13 protein-coding genes are annotated in these 18,024 nt (G+C 42.6%); 8 read left to right on the plus strand and 5 right to left on the minus strand.

Features of this window, described 5'->3' with window-relative positions:
* Positions 1-29: 29 nt before the first annotated feature.
* The gene (locus VHE99_05680; GenBank protein HVV68507.1) at positions 30-623 is read left to right on the plus strand and encodes a cytochrome c oxidase assembly protein; all 594 of its coding nucleotides are present in this window, start codon (positions 30-32) and stop codon (positions 621-623) included.
* 233 nt (positions 624-856) lie between these two features.
* Entirely contained in the window at positions 857-1,738 is an 882-nt protein-coding gene (locus VHE99_05685; protein ID HVV68508.1) for a cytochrome c oxidase subunit 3, read from the plus strand.
* Between the two features lie 37 nt (positions 1,739-1,775).
* On the opposite strand, the gene VHE99_05690 is transcribed toward VHE99_05685, so the two are convergent.
* From VHE99_05690 to VHE99_05710, 5 genes are all read right to left on the minus strand, one after another.
* Positions 1,776-4,151: a tetratricopeptide repeat protein gene (locus tag VHE99_05690; protein HVV68509.1), complete on the minus strand. Its 2,376-nt coding sequence runs from the start codon at positions 4,149-4,151 to the stop codon at positions 1,776-1,778.
* Between the two features lie 114 nt (positions 4,152-4,265).
* Positions 4,266-5,105 (minus strand): hypothetical protein, encoded by an 840-nt coding sequence (locus tag VHE99_05695; GenBank protein HVV68510.1) that lies wholly within the window; start codon positions 5,103-5,105, stop codon positions 4,266-4,268.
* 33 nt (positions 5,106-5,138) lie between these two features.
* On the minus strand, positions 5,139-6,452 hold the full coding sequence (locus VHE99_05700; protein ID HVV68511.1) for a hemolysin family protein: 1,314 nt from the start codon (positions 6,450-6,452) through the stop codon (positions 5,139-5,141).
* Positions 6,453-6,712: 260 nt separating this feature from the next.
* Positions 6,713-6,970, minus strand: coding sequence for a hypothetical protein (locus VHE99_05705; GenBank protein ID HVV68512.1), 258 nt, complete (start codon positions 6,968-6,970; stop codon positions 6,713-6,715).
* A gap of 3 nt (positions 6,971-6,973) precedes the next feature.
* Entirely contained in the window at positions 6,974-7,765 is a 792-nt protein-coding gene (locus VHE99_05710; protein HVV68513.1) for a hypothetical protein, read from the minus strand.
* 210 nt (positions 7,766-7,975) lie between these two features.
* On the opposite strand from VHE99_05710, the gene VHE99_05715 reads away from it, so the two are divergent.
* From VHE99_05715 to VHE99_05740, 6 genes are all read left to right on the plus strand, one after another.
* Positions 7,976-9,355, plus strand: a complete 1,380-nt coding sequence (locus VHE99_05715; protein HVV68514.1) for a leucyl aminopeptidase family protein — start codon at positions 7,976-7,978, stop codon at positions 9,353-9,355.
* 154 nt (positions 9,356-9,509) lie between these two features.
* Positions 9,510-11,936, plus strand: a complete 2,427-nt coding sequence (locus VHE99_05720; GenBank protein ID HVV68515.1) for an acyl-CoA dehydrogenase — start codon at positions 9,510-9,512, stop codon at positions 11,934-11,936.
* A gap of 46 nt (positions 11,937-11,982) precedes the next feature.
* Positions 11,983-13,272, plus strand: a complete 1,290-nt coding sequence (locus VHE99_05725) for an acetyl-CoA C-acetyltransferase (protein ID HVV68516.1) — start codon at positions 11,983-11,985, stop codon at positions 13,270-13,272.
* A 72-nt stretch (positions 13,273-13,344) separates the two neighbouring features.
* Positions 13,345-15,417, plus strand: a complete 2,073-nt coding sequence (locus tag VHE99_05730; GenBank protein HVV68517.1) for a 3-hydroxyacyl-CoA dehydrogenase NAD-binding domain-containing protein — start codon at positions 13,345-13,347, stop codon at positions 15,415-15,417.
* A 196-nt stretch (positions 15,418-15,613) separates the two neighbouring features.
* A complete protein-coding gene (locus VHE99_05735) occupies positions 15,614-16,627 on the plus strand; it encodes a hypothetical protein (protein ID HVV68518.1) in 1,014 nt (337 codons plus the stop codon).
* Between the two features lie 76 nt (positions 16,628-16,703).
* Positions 16,704-17,819, plus strand: a complete 1,116-nt coding sequence (locus VHE99_05740; protein HVV68519.1) for a hypothetical protein — start codon at positions 16,704-16,706, stop codon at positions 17,817-17,819.
* The last annotated feature ends 205 nt before the right edge of the window (positions 17,820-18,024 follow it).

Raw genomic sequence — 18,024 nt, forward strand, 5'->3', positions numbered from 1 at the left:
TTGCATTTTTTTATTTATACGAGAGAACCATGCCTGAGTCTGCACCTGCTAGCAATCGACCACGAACTAAAAGCAGCAAGCGTCTGGTGATTATATTATTAGTCTGTGCCGTGTTCATGTTTGGTTTTGGCTATGCATTGGTACCCTTATACAACGTATTGTGTCAAAAACTGGGATTTAATGGTAAAACTAGCGGCATGGTGGCACCGGTTGCGGTTTCAGCAGTAGATGAATCCAGAACGATTACCGTACAATTTTTGGCAACGAATAATGCCAATCTTCCCTGGAAGTTCCACCCCTATCGCACCAGTATCGAAGTGCATCCAGGTGAAAATGCTAAGATAGCTTATTTTGCGAAGAATCTGTCCGATCATCCTATGACGGTTCAAGCCGTACCCAGCGTGAGCCCTGGGGTAGCTGCTAAATATTTGAAAAAAACCGAATGCTTTTGTTTCGCTCAACAGACTTTAAATAGCAATGAAAGCATGGATATGCCACTTTTGTTCCATCTGGATCGAGATTTACCCAAAGATGTTAAGACGGTGACTTTAGCCTATACTTTATTTGATGTTACCGGGATGAAAAAAACGGCTAATCCAGATGAGATTGGTAAGATTAAATAACAGCAATTCCCGCCCTTCAGAAATTTATAATTCTTTGACTTAGCGGGAATTTCCTTGCGCGATGGGGGTTTGCCAAGGGGGAGAATCGCGATTCTCCCCCTTGGCTGCAAGCGCGAACTTGTTTCGCGCGCAGCATCAAATCAGGGAAGGAATTCTCGCTGTGTAACAGCGGGAATTCCTGGTTAAATGACTAATATAATAGTGGTAGTAAAAGTTTTTTGAGGAATAAAAAAATGTCACAACCAACCAAAGGTGGTTATTACCTACCAGACCCAAGCTTTTGGCCTATCATAGGCTCAATCGGTTTATTTTGTATCATGTTTGGTGCAGCAAACTGGTTACACAGTGTCTACTATGGTCCGTATATATTTTTTCTGGGCGTAGCCATCATCATTTTTGTGATATTTGGTTGGTTTGGCACAGTCATACGCGAAAATCAGCATGGCCTATACGATAATAAACACATAGACATGTCATTTCGCTTAGGCATGTGTTGGTTCATTTTTTCAGAAGTCATGTTCTTTGGTGTATTTTTTGGCGCGTTATTCTATTCGCGAGTTCTCTCTGTGCCTTGGATAGGTGGAGAGGGGCATGGTGTAATGACCCATATATTATTATGGCCTAATTTCAATCCCACCTGGCCGGTATTACATAACCCCGATCCCAGCTTATTTGTTGCGCCCAAAAGCGTGATGGAAACTTGGGGTTTGCCAGCATTGAATACCCTTATCCTGTTGACCAGCGGTGTCACCATCACTGTAGCACATTGGGGTATACTGCAAAACCGTCGCATGCAAGCCTTGATTGCACAAGCTTTAACTGCGCTTCTGGGTATTTGCTTTCTTACCATGCAAGCACACGAATATACCATCGCCTATTTGGAAAAAGGCTTAACCTTAGGTTCAGGCATTTACGGTACGACCTTTTTCATGCTGACCGGCTTTCACGCACTGCACGTCACCATTGGCACGATCATGCTGATCGTCATTTTTTTCCGTATTTATAAACACCATTTTGATCAGCACAGCCATTTCGCTTTTGAGGCGGTGTCGTGGTATTGGCACTTTGTAGACGTGGTATGGTTGCTATTGTTTGTATTTGTGTACTGGATGTAATTGTGCTGCAGCAAACGTTTTGAGCATAACCATGACTTCAATGCCCAGAATCAATGATACCCGTGGGGGATACCTTCAAAGTTGTTTCAAGTGAAGATGATTGTGTTTTAGGAGGTAGTGGTTGCGGAGTCTTTTTAGACCTTCTAAAAAAACGCTCTAAACTTCCAGGTGTTAGTTTACTTAAACTTTTTTTGGCTTCTGTATATCCCTGTTCAGCAGATAACTTAAAATACTTTTTGGCTTCTTCTGGATCTTTTTCCAACTCCGCTTCAGCAACGCCAGTGGAATAACACTTCCCAAGATAATACTGAGCTTTATCTAGTCCAGCATCAGCTGCTAATTTATATAAACCGATTGCTGCCTTTGCATCTTTTTCTACACCGTATCCCTGTTCATAACAGATACCTAAACTAAATTGTGATTTAGTATGGCCTTTTTCAGCAGCTAATTGATATAAACGTGCTGCCTCTTTTAGGTCTTGTGTAACACCACAGCCTTCCGCATAACAGTTAGCTAAATTATATTGCGCTGGAGGATAGCCTTGTCCAGCTGCGCATTTGTATAAACGTATGGCTTCTTTTATGTCTTTGTTAACTTCATTGCCTTGTTCATAAATAAGAGCAAGCTCATTCTGCGCTTTTGCATGGCCTGGGCTTTGTTCAGCTGCACACCAATACCAGCGTAAAGCTTCAGATATATCTTTCTCGATTCCTCTGCCTTGACGTAGGCAATGTGCAAAATGATACATTGCATCGGTATTACCCTGATTGGCAGAATCCTTATACCAGGCTGTAGCTATGATTTGGTTTTTTTCACCACCTATACCATGTTGGTAACAACGTGCCAAATTATACATAGCTTTTGCATTATTTCGATTAGCAGCCGCTTGGTAATATAGTCTAGCTGTTTTTTGATCTGGAACTATGTTGATGGAAGGATCGCCTGCTTCCAACCATTCTCCTAGCTTATTTTGTGCCAAGGCATGTCCTAAACCGGCCGCCGGTTGTATGTAATGATATATTTTTGAGCGATCGGTTAATTTGTGCAAGCAGATATCTACTAATTGCTCAAGAGCAGGTCGACTGTTGTGTTCAGTAGCTAATGCCAATAATTGCCCGCAAACTTCTTCTATTTTTTCTGCATCATCTTCAGCGCTCAGGTTATCACAACATTGTTTATAATATTCAACCGCTTTGAGATCAGCATTTGGTTTTCCTGCTTTAGCTTCTTGTTGATAACAATATCCTAATCTATGTAAGGCTTCGGTTTGTCTTCCATGCTCCCAGACCTCTGTATAATAGCGTATAGCTGCTTTTCTATCTTGAAATATGCCTATGCCTTTTTCATAACAAAAGCCTAAAGAAAGTTTCGCATCATAATTATAGTCACTTGCTTCACTAAACAATTGGAATATACGTGGTCTTATGTTTGGTTTTGGATTTAGTAAATAATAAAATCCAAGATTAATTTTAGATGTTGGAGTTAATTCAGCGTGGGGAATGGCTTCATAAATAAGCGCAGCTTGTTTAACATCTTTTGCCACACCGATACCTTCGTAATAACAACGTCCTAAATGATTTTGTGCTTCAATATTTCCATGGCTAGCCGCTAAAGCGTAATATTTCACAGCACGTTTGAGATCTACTTCAACACCTAGCCCTCGTTCATAAAATTTGCCTAAACGACATTCTGCCGCCGAATCTCCGTGAGCAGCCGCCAGTTTATGTAGGTGTATGCCTTCTGCACTTTTCAATGCAGCTAATTTATATAATCGCATCGCTTCTGGTATATCTTTTTTTACATTAATGCCACCTTCAAAACACATTGCTAACTTATAGAGTTCTTCGGGATTATCTCGATGACTGTTTGGTAGTATTTCAATTAATTTTTTTAAAGCGGATTTATGCTGCTGCTGAGTAGCGCGTGTTAAATAGCTGATCGCTGCTTTGCTATCTTTTTTTAAATCACCTACACCATCTAGCAAGCATAGTCCTAGTTGATATTGACCTTCAGCATCTTGTTGGTTAGCAGATGATTGAAATAAACGCACGGCTTTTGATAAATCTTTTTCAACGCCATCGCCGCGTAGATAACGCAGACCTAATTTATTTTGTGCCTTTGGGTGTCTTTGGTCGGCGGCTAAATGATAAAAATGCAGAGCTCTTTTTAGATCTTTGTCAACACCGTTACCTTCTTCATGATTTAATGCTAAGTTATAGTAATCGATTCCTAATTTGTGCGAAGGAGTGACTTCTTCTTTCTTCCTATCTGGATTGGATGATCGTGGAGTTTGGGTTTGGGGAGTGAAGTATGTATTGGATATAGCGTCGGATACACTGGATCTTCTAATTGGTGATCCTTTTTCTAGTTTTAGTTTTTTTTCTCTTTCTGGGGTCATCGGTGTTCTAGGCATAAAATACCTCATGGGTTAGAATAGCTCAGCATCTATTTAGCTTGTCATTACCACGCTGTGTCTATTGACTGTAAAGGTTCACTCCTTTGAAATGAAAAAAGATGTACTTGCTATTTATTTGGGTTGACTATTTAATCTACGTAATTTTAAATCATTAAACTGCACTAAAATCACTGAGCTGAACCAAGGATATAGGAACGTTAGTAGGCATAAGTTGGCGATATTATTTGCGACATACACTCTGGGCATAACCAAACCCACCAGGAAGTTTACAATTTGTACCAGTAAAAATATCACTACCGCTGGTACTAATATCACTGCAAAGGTTCGCCACCAATTTCCCCAGACCAATTGGACGCTAGCTTTGATAGCTTGCACAATTTTGGTATTTTCCAATAAGATGAATAAATTAAAAAAGAACATTAATATGACGAGAAACACTCCGATGACAATCATCAAAGTAGTCATCATAATAATCAGCGAATAACCTGAATGCCCGCTGCTGACCAGTGAAATGAGAAAATAAATCAAACCAAAAATGAGTCCTGCAACAATAAATAATGCTAGTAAAATTAACCAAGTGATTACATAACCACCCAGTATCGGCAAAAACTTATCTTTGGCTAGTCGCAAAGATGCTCCTGCATTGAGAGGTTTCTGTGTACCGATATTGTAAATACGACTTAGAATAAAGATTTCGCCATAGATGGTAATCAGCAAAACCACGATAGAATATAAAATCATTAACCAGCTAAAAGAAGGAGTATTGAGTGGGGTAGTCAAAACATTCATCGTTCCGGTTGTGTTTAAGCTGGATGAGGCAGGTAGAAATACCATCGGTAACAGCCAGAGTAATTGCCAACGCCAAATACTAGTAAAACTGGTTTTATAAAGGTTGAAGCCATCGCGGAGAATGCCAATTAGGTTGAGTGGTTTTTTTGCAAAACTGAACATTGAATTTGTGCTCCATTTGTTTAAAAGTAACTACTATTCCTTCCTCTTTTTCAAAGGGGGAGAAATAGTAGTTATAATTTTCACCAATAAAATCTTCGGTCCCTTAATTTTTAAAACCTCAATATCAAACTGCTCAAAACTAACCCGTTCATGCGGCTTAGGTAAACGTTCCAGCGTCGATAATAACAGACCCGCAATAGTATTTGCTTCCATTTCAGGTAAAGTAATATGCAAAGCTTTTTCCAAAAGATACAAAGGCGCATTACCTCGCATTAATAAAGCGCCGTCTTTTGTAGTTAACCAGTCTGGCGTAGATTTACTGAATTCATCATGAATCTGACCTAGCAACGCATTTAAAATATCATTCAAGGTCACAAAACCCACTAAAGTCCCGCTATGTTTAACCACAGCAAAATGGGTTAAACCCGCACGAAACCTGCGGAACAAGTTCAAAGCCAACAAGTCAGTACCCACAGTTAATATGGGTCGCATCAGCTCGGCCAAGGAAGGTTCACGCGTTTGCTTAAAGAAAATATCTTTTACATGCACGACACCCATCATATGCTGAGGATCAGTTTCATAAACGGGATAACGGCTAAAGCGATGTTGGCTCATAGTGGTAACATTCGCATCAAAAGCACAATTGAGTGATAAAGCGACCATTTCTTCTATGGGGCGCATGATATCAGCCACTTTTAAATCAGCGAAATCCAAGACATTATCTAAAATTTCATGTTCTTCTTCCTCAAGCTCCCCGTGGGTATGGCTGCCGTGGAGTATTAATTTTAGTTCATCAGATGAATAATACACGCTTTCAGTTTCAGGTTTGGCGGCAGTTCCCAAAAATTTCAATATTAAATTAGCGCTTTTATTTAATAACCAAATAAACGGATACATAAGCCAATAAAAATAATACAAAGGCAAAGATGTCCACAGCGAAATTTTTTGTGGCTGACGAATGGCTAAGGATTTGGGAGCGAGCTCTCCTGCGACAATATGTAGAAAAGAAATAATGAAGAAGGCGAGAAAAAATGCGATGCCGGCGACTGCTCTTTCGGAAAAAATGCCCACTTCATGCAAGAGTGGTTCTAACAGCCGTGCAAAAGCAGGTTCGCCAATCCAGCCTAATCCCAGTGATGCTAAAGTAATGCCGAGCTGGCAGGCGGATAAATAGGCGTCTAGATGTGTATGAACCCGTTCCAAAATTTCGCCGCGTTTACCATAAACAGCTTTAATGGCTTGTATGCGGGTATTGCGTAATTTAACCAGGCCAAATTCTGCTGCAACGAAGAATCCGTTAAGTGCCACCAGTAATAGGGCTAAGATGATGAGAAGGAGTTGGGTCATGGGTTTAATGTTAATTGGAATTAGGACTAGGCAGGAGCATGATTCGTGTTGCACCTATTCTTTTGCGCTATATCCCCTGTTCCCCTGTCACCTTGGGAGCTCACCCACTTTTTCAAAGGACGTTGTTGCATAAATATCTATGCCTCTTGTTGCTTTGTGGGGTGTAGAGGTAAGAGTAAGTGCTGTAACCCCCTCTCCCCTTGTGGGAGAGGGGATATAGTGCTTGTCCGTGTTGTCGGAAGTTTATTTATGCAACTCTCTTAGAGCCCAGGTCCACTCGATCCGGCGGTAGGTCCCATACCTTCAGTTGGCAGGTTGGCCTCTTTAAGTTCTTCTTCAGATAACAGATGCTGCTTTGCAAGGATATCTTTTGAACTTGCACTTTCAAATGCCAAAGTCTTAAATATTGCCGCAAACGGTTCTTCGACGCCTATTTTTACATCATCTAATAAGGCTCTTAATTTTTGTCTACCTGATTCAGCTAGATTTTTACCTACTTCTTGTGCGGTCATGGCCATAATTTAACTCTTTAATAGGTTTTTCAGGATTTTAGTCACTTCTTCTGGAGTGTTGGGCAGCATGCGCCGCTCCAGGAAGGCATGAATGACGATATAAGCTTTTAATTTAAAATAAGTTGTATAATCGGGGTCATCAACTTGCAACTTAGCCGGCACCGTGATGCCTCGTGCTTTAAATCGTGTCAGAATTTCTGGCCAAGGTTGCTGTGCTTTTAAATCCGTGATTTCTTCTTCATTTAAATTATATCCAGCATCTTGTAGCTCAGTAATCATTTGTTGGATGAATTTCATTCTATAATCATCCCACTCTTTATCCAGCTCTTTAGTTAATTTTTCCAACTTCTTTTCGAACACAGCAAGACGTGATTCCAGTTCCGGTAATTCTTTTTGTGTCTCAATAGTTTTCTTATAGGCTTTTTCCAAGGTGTTGATGGATTCTTGTAAATCTTTGTGCTGCACGGGAATCGTGACTGAAGGCAAGCGATCACGTAATTTAGTCAGGCTATCTTTGAGGATACGTCGTTGCGTATTAGCCTGTTCCATCGTATTAATAATGTCACGGTGGACTCTGACTACATAGGCGTAAGCTGCCAAACAGGGTTTGATAGCATTTTGTGGATTAAGCTGAGAATCTATGATTTGTTTGGCACTTAAGAGATTTAATGTGTCAGCGGCATTTGGCGCCTCTTGAGGTTCGGATAATGAATATTTTCGAATGAGATTAGAGAGTGTTTTCAGTTCGCTCACTATGGTTCTGGCATAGCTGGAATAATGGGGAGCGCGTGATTTTTTCATTGTATCCTATCTTAAATAAATGATTGAATATTGACTATATTTTAGCACATCAGTGGGATAAGCGTTAGTCCTCTTACAGCCGTGGCGTTTTTCCTTCTCCCACAAGGAGAGAAGGAAAAAAGTTATGGCTATAAGAAGCAGTATCCCTTTGATTGCCTTGTAATCGCTTTGGCAATAAAATGGTAAGACAAAACTTCATAGGAATTTATTATGCTAAATTGCTTTACCCAGATGGAAGAAGGCGCTGTTCCCATTATCCCGATTTATGAGGATCAATTGGCCAATTGGTCAGAACAACAGGAAGAAAGGGTTAAAAATTGGGTAAATTCAATAGGTTTTCGCGCTAAATCCGGTACATTTGGTTTGTTGTGTGATGCAACGGGTAAGCTTGAAAAAGTGTTATTGGGCATGACCCATGCTAAAGATTTAGCTGTATTCGGACAATTGGCAGTCAATTTGCCCAAGGGGCACTACAAAATTGCCGCAGCATTTGATAAAGAACAATATTACCAGGCTTTTTTAGCTTGGGGCATGGCCAGCTATCAGTTTACCCCCTTTAAAAAATTTCCTCCTCTAGAAGCAAAACTCTATTTGTCTGAGAATGATGTCCATAGTGCATATTTAGAAGCTGTGCTGAGAGCCATTTATCTGGTCCGGGATTTGATTAATACACCTGCCGATGATATGACCCCTGGTGATTTAATGGAGGCAGCTTCGCATGTGGCTGAAGAATTGGGTGGCAAAGTAAAACACATTTTTGGCGATGAATTGTTAAAAGCTGGTTACCCCACGATCTACGCGGTTGGCCGTGCCAGTCAACATCCCCCTGGTTTGATTGATCTGCATTGGGGTAATCCCAGTCATCCTAAGGTCACTTTAGTGGGTAAAGGGGTGTGTTTTGACACGGGAGGGTTGGATATCAAGAATGCATCGAGCATGGCTTTGATGAAAAAAGACATGGCTGGTGCTGCGCATGTGCTTGGGTTGGCACGAATTATCATGGCACTAAAATTACCGGTCAACCTGCGTGTATTGATTCCTGCTGTGGAAAATGCGGTTTCAGGCGATTCTTATCATCCAGGTGATGTGCTGGTCACACGCAAAGGACTCACCGTCGAAGTCACTAACACAGATGCTGAGGGTCGTTTGGTATTAAGCGATGCACTGCATGAAGCGGCAACGGAAAAACCTGAGTTGTTACTGGATTTTGCTACCTTGACCGGTGCAGCGCGAGTTGCTTTGGGGACGGATATCGCTGCGCTTTTTACACCGGATGACGAATTGGCGGCTAGTTTAATGGCTTGTGGGAAGGCGGAGAACGATCTGCTTTGGCGCTTGCCTATTCATGCACCTTATCGAAAAATGTTGGATAGCAGAATTGCTGACCTGACTAATTCATCTCAAGCACCTTATGCCGGAGCCATTACTGCAGCAGTTTTTCTAAAAGAATTCGTTCCAGATGATATTGCCTGGGCTCACTTTGATATTATGGCTTGGAATACCAGCTCTAAACCCGCAGCGCCTGAAGGCGGCGAGGCTTGTGCACTGCGTGCCGTGGCGCGTTATCTTTACGAGCGATTTGCTCCTTAGAAAAAGGGTTCGCAGGCCATAAGATAGGTATCTATGCAAAATACTTCTTCCTCTGTACATGGGCTAGATTAAGCACTGTAATCCCCTCTCCCTAACTCTCCCCCACAAGAGGAGAGGGGATGCAGTGTTTAATCTACAAACCGGGATCATTCATATGTCATTCATAGAAATCATGATATTGATTGCAGTAATCTGGGTAATGGCTTTTTTCCAGGTATCTCCTAGAATATGGGCGCCGCTGATAGCAATCATCCTTCTACTCCTGACATTCTGGGGAGCCTTTGCCTCGCCAGTATTAGCCATATTTTGGTTAATTTTTTTAGTTCCAGCTATCTTATTCAATGCACCTTGGCTACGCACGCATTTTATCAGCCCAGCACTTTTGAAATATTTCCAGAAAAATTTACCCACGATCAGTCGCACTGAACGCGAAGTATTGGAAGCAGGAGATGTTTGGTGGGAAAAAGAGCTGTTTTGCGGACGTCCTGATTGGAACAAACTTAAGACCATCAAAACCCCTACGCTCAGCGCAACAGAACAAGCTTTTTTAAACACCCAAGTTGAAAAACTTTGCGCATTATTAGATGACTGGCATGCCACCCAACACGGACAGGATTTTCCTCAAGCAATCTGGGACTATCTAAAACAACAAGGGTTTTTTGGCATCAGCATTGATAAAGCCTACGGCGGTTTAGGTTTTTCAGTTTTAGCACAATCACAAATTGTGGCAAAACTGGCTACGCGTAGCACCAGTGCTGCTATCACTGTGATGGTACCTAATTCCTTGGGAACGGGAGAATTCTTACAACATTATGGCACCACAGCGCAAAAACAATATTATTTACCACGCTTAGCACGTGGCGAAGAAATCCCCGCGTTTGCCTTGACTGCGCCCACAGCAGGAAGTGATGCCAGTAGCATTCCAGATACTGGCATAGTCTGTGAAGGCGTATTTGAGGGTAGGGAAGTATTGGGCATTCGTTTGAATTGGAACAAACGCTATATTACCTTGGCGCCCATTGCGACTTTACTGGGCTTAGCTTTCAAAATGTATGACCCTGACCACTTATTGGGCGATACAGAATCCATAGGCATCACCTTATGTTTAGTCCCCACCGGATTGCCCGGGGTTGAAATGGGTTCACGCCACCAGCCAGCAGGTTTAGCCTTTTTAAACGGGCCTACGCGTGGAAAAGATGTCTTTGTGCCTCTGGATTTCATTATTGGCGGTGCAAATATGCGAGGCAAAGGTTGGCGTATGCTGATGGAAGCACTAGCCGGTGGACGGGGGGTTTCTTTGCCGGCATTAAGCACGGGCATTGCCAAACTGTGTTATCGCATGACCGGTGCCTATGCGCGGATTAGAGAACAATTCAATGTCCCCATTGGCCAATTTGAAGGTGTAGTGGAAGCTTTGGCGCGTATTGGCGGTCTGACCTATTTATGTGAGGCTACACGGCATTTCACCTTATGCGGGATTCATGCCGGCACTCGACCAGCTTTGGCTGCGGCGATAACTAAGTACCATTTGACGGAAATGAGCCGTGTGATTGTCAACGATGCGCTAGATATACATGGTGGACGAGGTATTCAATCGGGGCCGCGCAATTACCTTTGGCATTTGTACCAGGCTGTACCGATATGCATTACGGTAGAAGGTGCTAACTTGCTGACGCGCAATTTAATTATCTTTGGACAAGGCGCTATCCGCAGCCATCCTTTTATAAAAGATGAAATCGCCACGCTAGCTGAACCCGATCTTAAAAAACGTGTACGCCAGTTTGATAAGCTATTGTGCCGGCATATTGGTTATGTGGTTAGCCAGTTTGCGCGTGTCCTGGCTTATGGTTTGACTGGCGGCTATCTAATTACTGTGCCTAAAAACAGTCATCTTTTAACTAAGTATTACCAACAACTCACACGCATGAGCGCTGCTTTAGCATTTTCAGCGGACATTACCATGTTTATTCTTGGCGGAAAATTAAAACGAAAAGAACGCCTTTCAGCACGTTTAGGTGATATATTGAGTCAACTCTATCTAGCCTCTTCGGTGATAAAATATTATCAAGATCATAATCAATCCCAGGAGGACTGGCCGTTTCTACAATGGTCATTGGAAAAATGCTTATTTGATATTCAAAATGCGTTTAATGGCTTGTTTCACAACTTGACGCCGCGCTGGGTAGCAGGTGTGTTGCGCTTCATTATTTTTCCCTGGGGTAAACGTTACCGTTTACCTCTGGATAAACTGGAGCAGAGAATAGCCACAGCTTTAATGCATAATTCATTGCAACGTGATCGGTTGAGTGAATATTGCTACATAGGTCAAGGCACAGGGGGTGCAACGGGCACGATAGAGACTGCCTTCTGTGCCATTGAAGCGGCAAATGCTGCATTAAACAAATTACACCATGCACTGTCAGAAAGCGGGGTAGGCCACGGTCATGCTAGTCTTGAAGAGCGAATTACCCTGGCAGAGCAAGCAGGCATTCTATCGTCTGATGAAATAAAATTACTTAAGGAAATGCTGGATAGACGTTGGGATGCTGTGCAAGTGGATGAATTTCTGCGCTCAGGGTGACAACTCAAACACTCACCAAAAGATTAAAGACAGGAGAAATAAACATATGGCAACTACCCAAACCCGCCCGGTTTATATCATCGACGGATTGAGAACCCCTTTTTTAAAAGTCCGTGGAAAACCCGGCCCTTTTTCCGCTTCTGATTTAGCCGTTAGTGCGGGTAAAGCATTGCTGCTCAATCAGCCGTTTGCTCCAAGTGACTTAGATGAAGTCATCATCAGTTGCATGATACCCAGCCCCGATGAAGCCAATATTGGTCGCATAGTGTCATTACGTTTGGGTTGCGGTAAAAAAGTTCCTGCTTGGACAGTCCAGCGTAACTGCGGCTCTGCCATGCAAGCCATCGATTGTGCCGCCCAGGATATTGCCCTCGGACGCCATGATTTGGTGCTGGCAGGTGGCACAGAAGCCATGAGCCGTGCGCCTTTATTATGGAACGCGTCTATGGTGAATTGGTTTGCAGAATGGAGTATGGCGCGGCGTTTCGGCACTCGTTTAAAACTATTAGCCGATATCAGACCACATTTCCTAAAACCCATCATTTCTTTACTGCATGGCTTGAGCGATCCAGTGGTTGGTTTGAATATGGGACAGACTGCAGAAAATCTGGCCTATCAATTTCATATTACCCGTGAACAAATGGACGCTTTCTCGGTGCGAAGCCATCAGCGTGTAGTGGCTGCCCAAAATTCTAATTTTGATGAAGTCACGCCCATTTATACCGATAAAGGACATCTCTATGAATTAGATGATGGGGTAAGAGCAGATTCCTCTTTAGAAGCCTTAGCTAAACTCAAACCTTTTTTTGACAAAAAATTCGGTATGGTAACCGCGGGCAATAGTTCTCAGGTTACAGATGGTGCAGCATTGTTGTTGCTGGCCAGCGAAGAAGCGGTGGCACGTTATAATTTACCGGTTTTAGGCCGTTTAATTGATACGAATTGGGCGGGTTTGGAACCTGAAGTGATGGGATTGGGGCCAGTTTATGCTAGCACTCCTTTGCTAGAGCGCAATCAACTCACGCTGGCCGATATAGATTACTGGGAAATCAATGAAGCTTTCGCAGCGCAGGTACTAGCTTGTCTTGCCGCTTGGGAAGATGTTGATTTCTGCCGCAAAAATCTAGGTCTTACCGATGCGTTAGGCAAAATAGACCAGGAACGCCTGAACATAGATGGCGGTGCCATTGCATTAGGCCATCCGGTAGGTGCAAGCGGCGCTAGAATAGTACTGCACCTTCTAGATGTGCTAAAGCGCAAAAATGCTAAGCGCGGAATTGCCACTTTATGCATCGGTGGTGGCCAGGGCGGAGCCATGCTGCTGGAAAGAGTTTAAAACTCAATACATCTTCTTACAGCCATGGCTGTAAGAAGAAAAATTATTGAACTATACAAAAGGGATTAAAATATGCTTTCAACAACCTATCAAAACTGGAAATTGCATATCGACGAAGACCATATCCTATGGCTCAGCATCGATAGAAAGGATTCCGCTGTCAATTCCTTAAACCAGGAAGTTATTCAAGAGTTTGATGAGATACTAAAGAGCATAGCAGAAGATCCACAACTCGTCGGTGTGGTTATTTCTTCTGCCAAATCATCTGGTTTTATTGCTGGCGCTGATATCGAACAATTTGTGAAGTTACAAACAGAAACCGAAGCCTTCGAATTAATTCGCCAGGCGCAACTCGTATTTGATAAACTCGAAGCCTTGAAAATTCCCACCGTTGCCATGATTGAAGGCTTTTGTCTGGGTGGCGGTTTGGAACTCGTACTGGCTTGTCGTTACCGTATCGCCGACGAAGGTCCTAAGACATTATTAGGCGCTCCAGAAGTGAAATTAGGTTTGCATCCTGGGTGGGGCGGCACTGTGCGCCTGCCCCGCTTGATCGGGGCATTCCCAGCTATGGATTTGAATTTATCCGGCCGCTCCGTATCTGCCAGAACAGCCGCCAAACTGGGTTTGGTAGATGCCGCCGTTCCCACGCGTCAATTAGCGCGGGCAGCACGTTATTATATATTAAATAAACCCCCTAAACATCGCCCATCACTACTACAAGAAATGGCCAGCTATGGCTGGGTCAGACCTTTAGTTGCAAAGATGCTAGATAAAAAATTAGCCGAGAAAGTAAATCCTGAACATTATCCTGCACCCTATGCCATTGTTAAAAACTGGGTCAAAGACGGTCCTTATGGCAAACGAGCTATGGAAAATGAGGCTAAATCCATTGCCCATTTAATGATGACACCCACCAGCCGCAATCTAGTACGGGTATTTTTTCTACAGACCCGGTTGAAAGGTTTAGCCAAAGACGTGCGCTTTAAAGCCCAGCATGTGCATGTGATAGGCGCAGGCACAATGGGTGGTGATATTGCCGCCTGGTGTGCATTGCGCGGTATGCGTGTCACCTTGCAAGATCGCACCCCGGAGTTAATTGCGCCAGCCATTAAACGCGCACATGAATTATTTTCAAAAAAACTTAAATTGCCACGTTTAGTGCAAGCCGCCATGGATCGCTTTAACCCAGATCTGACCGGTCAAGGCGTCCGCAATGCCGATGTCGTCATAGAAGCCATTTCAGAAAATTTACAAATCAAACAAGCCCTGTACCAGGCCATAGAACCACAGTTGAAACCCGAAGCGATTTTGGCCACCAACACTTCCAGCTTGCCATTAGATGAATTAAATCAAGTGCTGAAAAATCCTGAACGCCTGGTAGGTATCCATTTCTTCAATCCCGTCGCTATGATGCAATTGGTAGAAATCGTCACCGGTGATAAAACCGACCCCGCTATGGCAGATAAAGCCATTGCTTTTGTGCGCAGCATTGATCGCTTGCCGTTGCCGGTAAAAAGCCACCCAGGGTTTTTAGTGAATCGCATATTATTACCGTATTTATTAGAAGCTATGCTTATGTTGGAAGAAGGTATCCCCGCTGCTAATATCGATGCGGCCGCTGTCAAATTCGGTATGCCTATGGGCCCAGTTGAGCTAGCTGACACAGTGGGCTTGGATGTGTGCTTAGCAATTGCTGAAATTATGGTAGGCCAGTACGGTAGCGCGGTACCGGAAGGTTTGCGTCAAAAAGTAGCTAAAGGTGAATTGGGGCGTAAATCCGGTCAAGGTTTTTATAAATTTGCCAATGGTAAGAAGGTCAAGCAGCCTGTAACCGAAGCTGCAATCAGCCCAGCCGTCATCAGTGATCGTTTGATACTGCGTATACTCAATGAAGCAGTCGCCTGTTTACGTGAAAAAATTGTTGCCGATGCTGATCTGTTAGATGCCGGTATGATCTTTGGTACGGGCTTTGCACCTTTCAGAGGTGGTCCATTGCATTATGCGGCGAATCAAGGCATTCCTGTTATTGTGGAACAACTGCAGAATTTACAAGCACAGTATGGCGAGCGTTTTCGTCCAGATTCCGGTTGGGAATTGTTACAGCAAGATTCGGTCTTAGTCGAGGCTTCTAATGAGCTATAACCTTAGCTTCTCTGTACTAGACAAAAAATACTGTCATTCCCGCGCGAAGGCGGGAATGACAGTGCTTTTTTGTAAATGACGTTTTTTGTCTAGTACAGAGCTTTAATCTCCACTTCTTCCTTTATTAATATTTTCCTAAGAAACTTCAATTACTATAACAGTCTGATAAATGGGTACTAGAGCGTGGTTTGAAGAAATGAAACAATCAAAAACATCAAGTTATATTGAAAAATTGCCGGAGTTGTGCATGAAAAAAATAACAACAAAATTAAGAAGCAGCAAAAAGCTCTCAAATACCGGTAGTGCAGCATCTCAAATACTTCCACTATCCCCTCAAGAATATTTAAAAAAACTCAATACACCAGAAGATAAAGACCCAGCAGATCCATTGGCTATGTTTAAACGTGATCTCCTCACCTGGCTTAAAATCAAAACCCCGAATATCATCGAACATAGAATATTCCAAACCTTAAAAACGTTGCTACAAAAAAAATTTCCCACACTCAGCCAAGAAAATCTCCAACACATTTTAACCATTGGACTTAAAGGAGATTTATACTCCCATGCCATTATTAGCAGTTTTCAAGAGTTGGGAATAACTATCAGTATTGATGAATTTAATGAACTTTTTTTAAGCGCCTTGGCCAGCGCAGAGTTCAATAACCGTGCAAAAAACTTAAAAGAAACATCGGAAAACTATTCCCGAGGCGTCATCAAATTTGGCTTCCATCTACTACAAGCAGCCATTTTCTATGGAAAACAACGCGAATTAATCAATTCGGGTAAACCAGAGATCAATTTAACCACACGCAATGGTCAGGTGCTTATCATTTGTACGTTCAAAGGACCTTTGGGTGTACGTAAAAATGGTCCTCCTGCGGTATTTCAGTTAATACCGCTAGAGCAGCCCTTTGAAGTAGAAATGCAATGGACACCCAAAACCGGCTGGACTTTCCACCTCCCCGACGGGCCCGAATATCAAAAGTTATATGAAAAACTAGGAATAAACGCTTTAGTTAAATTTTCTAGCGTCTATAAAAATGAATTAATAGGTATTGCCATAGGCTTGTCTTTAGGCGGCCTAGGTTGGTGGCTGCATCAGGATATTGATTTTTCTACGGCAATGGCTTTATTAGCTATAGGTGGGTTTGCTGTGGTAGTGAGTGGCATTTCCTCCTGTATTAAATATCGTGAAGAGTTGGTAGAATAAGGCGATTAATTAATAAAATCTTAATGATTGTATTTTATAATAGGAAATATAACGCATATCGTAGGGGGAGCTAGCCATGAGCATAATCGAACACAGACACTTTAAACTGAAAGATCCAAAAGATTTGCAATTTATTGATGAAGAGCAGCAAGGGGAGCAAACAGGTTTTGTTACGGTGACTGCCAGCGAAAAGCTAGGAAAAATTGTTGAGGATGTATCACGTGGGGTTTTTGGGAAGGATTCTCTAGCATTTTCCAAAATAGAAAAAGAGTTGCAAAAATTGGAACAGCGGAGAAGAAATACTCCGAAAAAAACTGATAAGCAAGCTATTGAAAGACAAGAGTGTGAATTGATTCGAGGGTATTTATCCCAACGTTGGAAAGTCGATTTTTCTTTAGAAGCTTTAAATTCTCTCGATCAAAAACTTTGGACAACTCTGGCTAAGACGATAAACACAGTTTGTGCTCAAAATCGCGGTTACTTCCTGCAACCGACAAAATATGACGTAACAATTGGCACATCGGAAGGTTCAGTTTATATAGTATGTACGTTGAGTGATTATGTGCAAAAGCCACTTGGTGGTATGGGTAAAGATAAAAAAGTTTCTGGCAATTTGCAGTTAGTTTATCAAGAAAAAAATAATGCTTTTGTGCCAGTAGGTTATACTTCTACAGGTGAGGTAGCTCACGAATTAGCAACACTGAAAGGTGATCTTGAGGATAAAAAACGCTCAAGCGAAGAAGTTACTTTAGATCTGACTGTTGCGCCGCCTCCACCTAAACAAAGTTTCTTCGCCAGAGCAGGTGCTTTCTTTTCTGGATGTTGGAGCTTCTTTCGCCGAAATGATAGAACCAAGCCAATGGCACAGCCTCCATTGGAGCCAGTTGCTCCTGCTGAAACCAAAGCTAAAGATGTAACCTATAAACTATTCTCTGATAAGAAGAGAGTTGTAAAAACTTCTCCAGTTATTAGTCAGGCTCATGAAGATAAACCTAAACCGGTTGCGAAACCTTCCTTTATGCAATCAGTTTTTGCGTGTTTTAAAAGGTCGCCGGCAAAGCCTGTGCAACAGCGGAAGCAGTCTATTTTTAATTCTCCGGTAGCTACGCAGCGGAAACAATCAATAGATAAACCTGAGGAGAAGCCGACTCTTGCCAGAAGAAGTGATAGTTTTCAGGTAAGTAGCAGCTGATTAAATATCTATACTTCCTTTTCCCACAAGGAGGTTGTTGAATAAATTGGGCGACAATCTTTATTGAGTGCTATCCGTCTGAGATCCCGCGATCAAGTCGCGGGATCTCAGGCGGACTGCACTTAGGCATAGGAAACTCTCTTCATTTATTCAACAAAGCGCCCATCAGGGAAGGGGTAGTGCTACGGCTTTCACTTGTTATTCT

The organism is Gammaproteobacteria bacterium (assembly GCA_035546635.1).
Lineage (GTDB): Bacteria > Pseudomonadota > Gammaproteobacteria > JAURND01 > JAURND01 > DASZWJ01.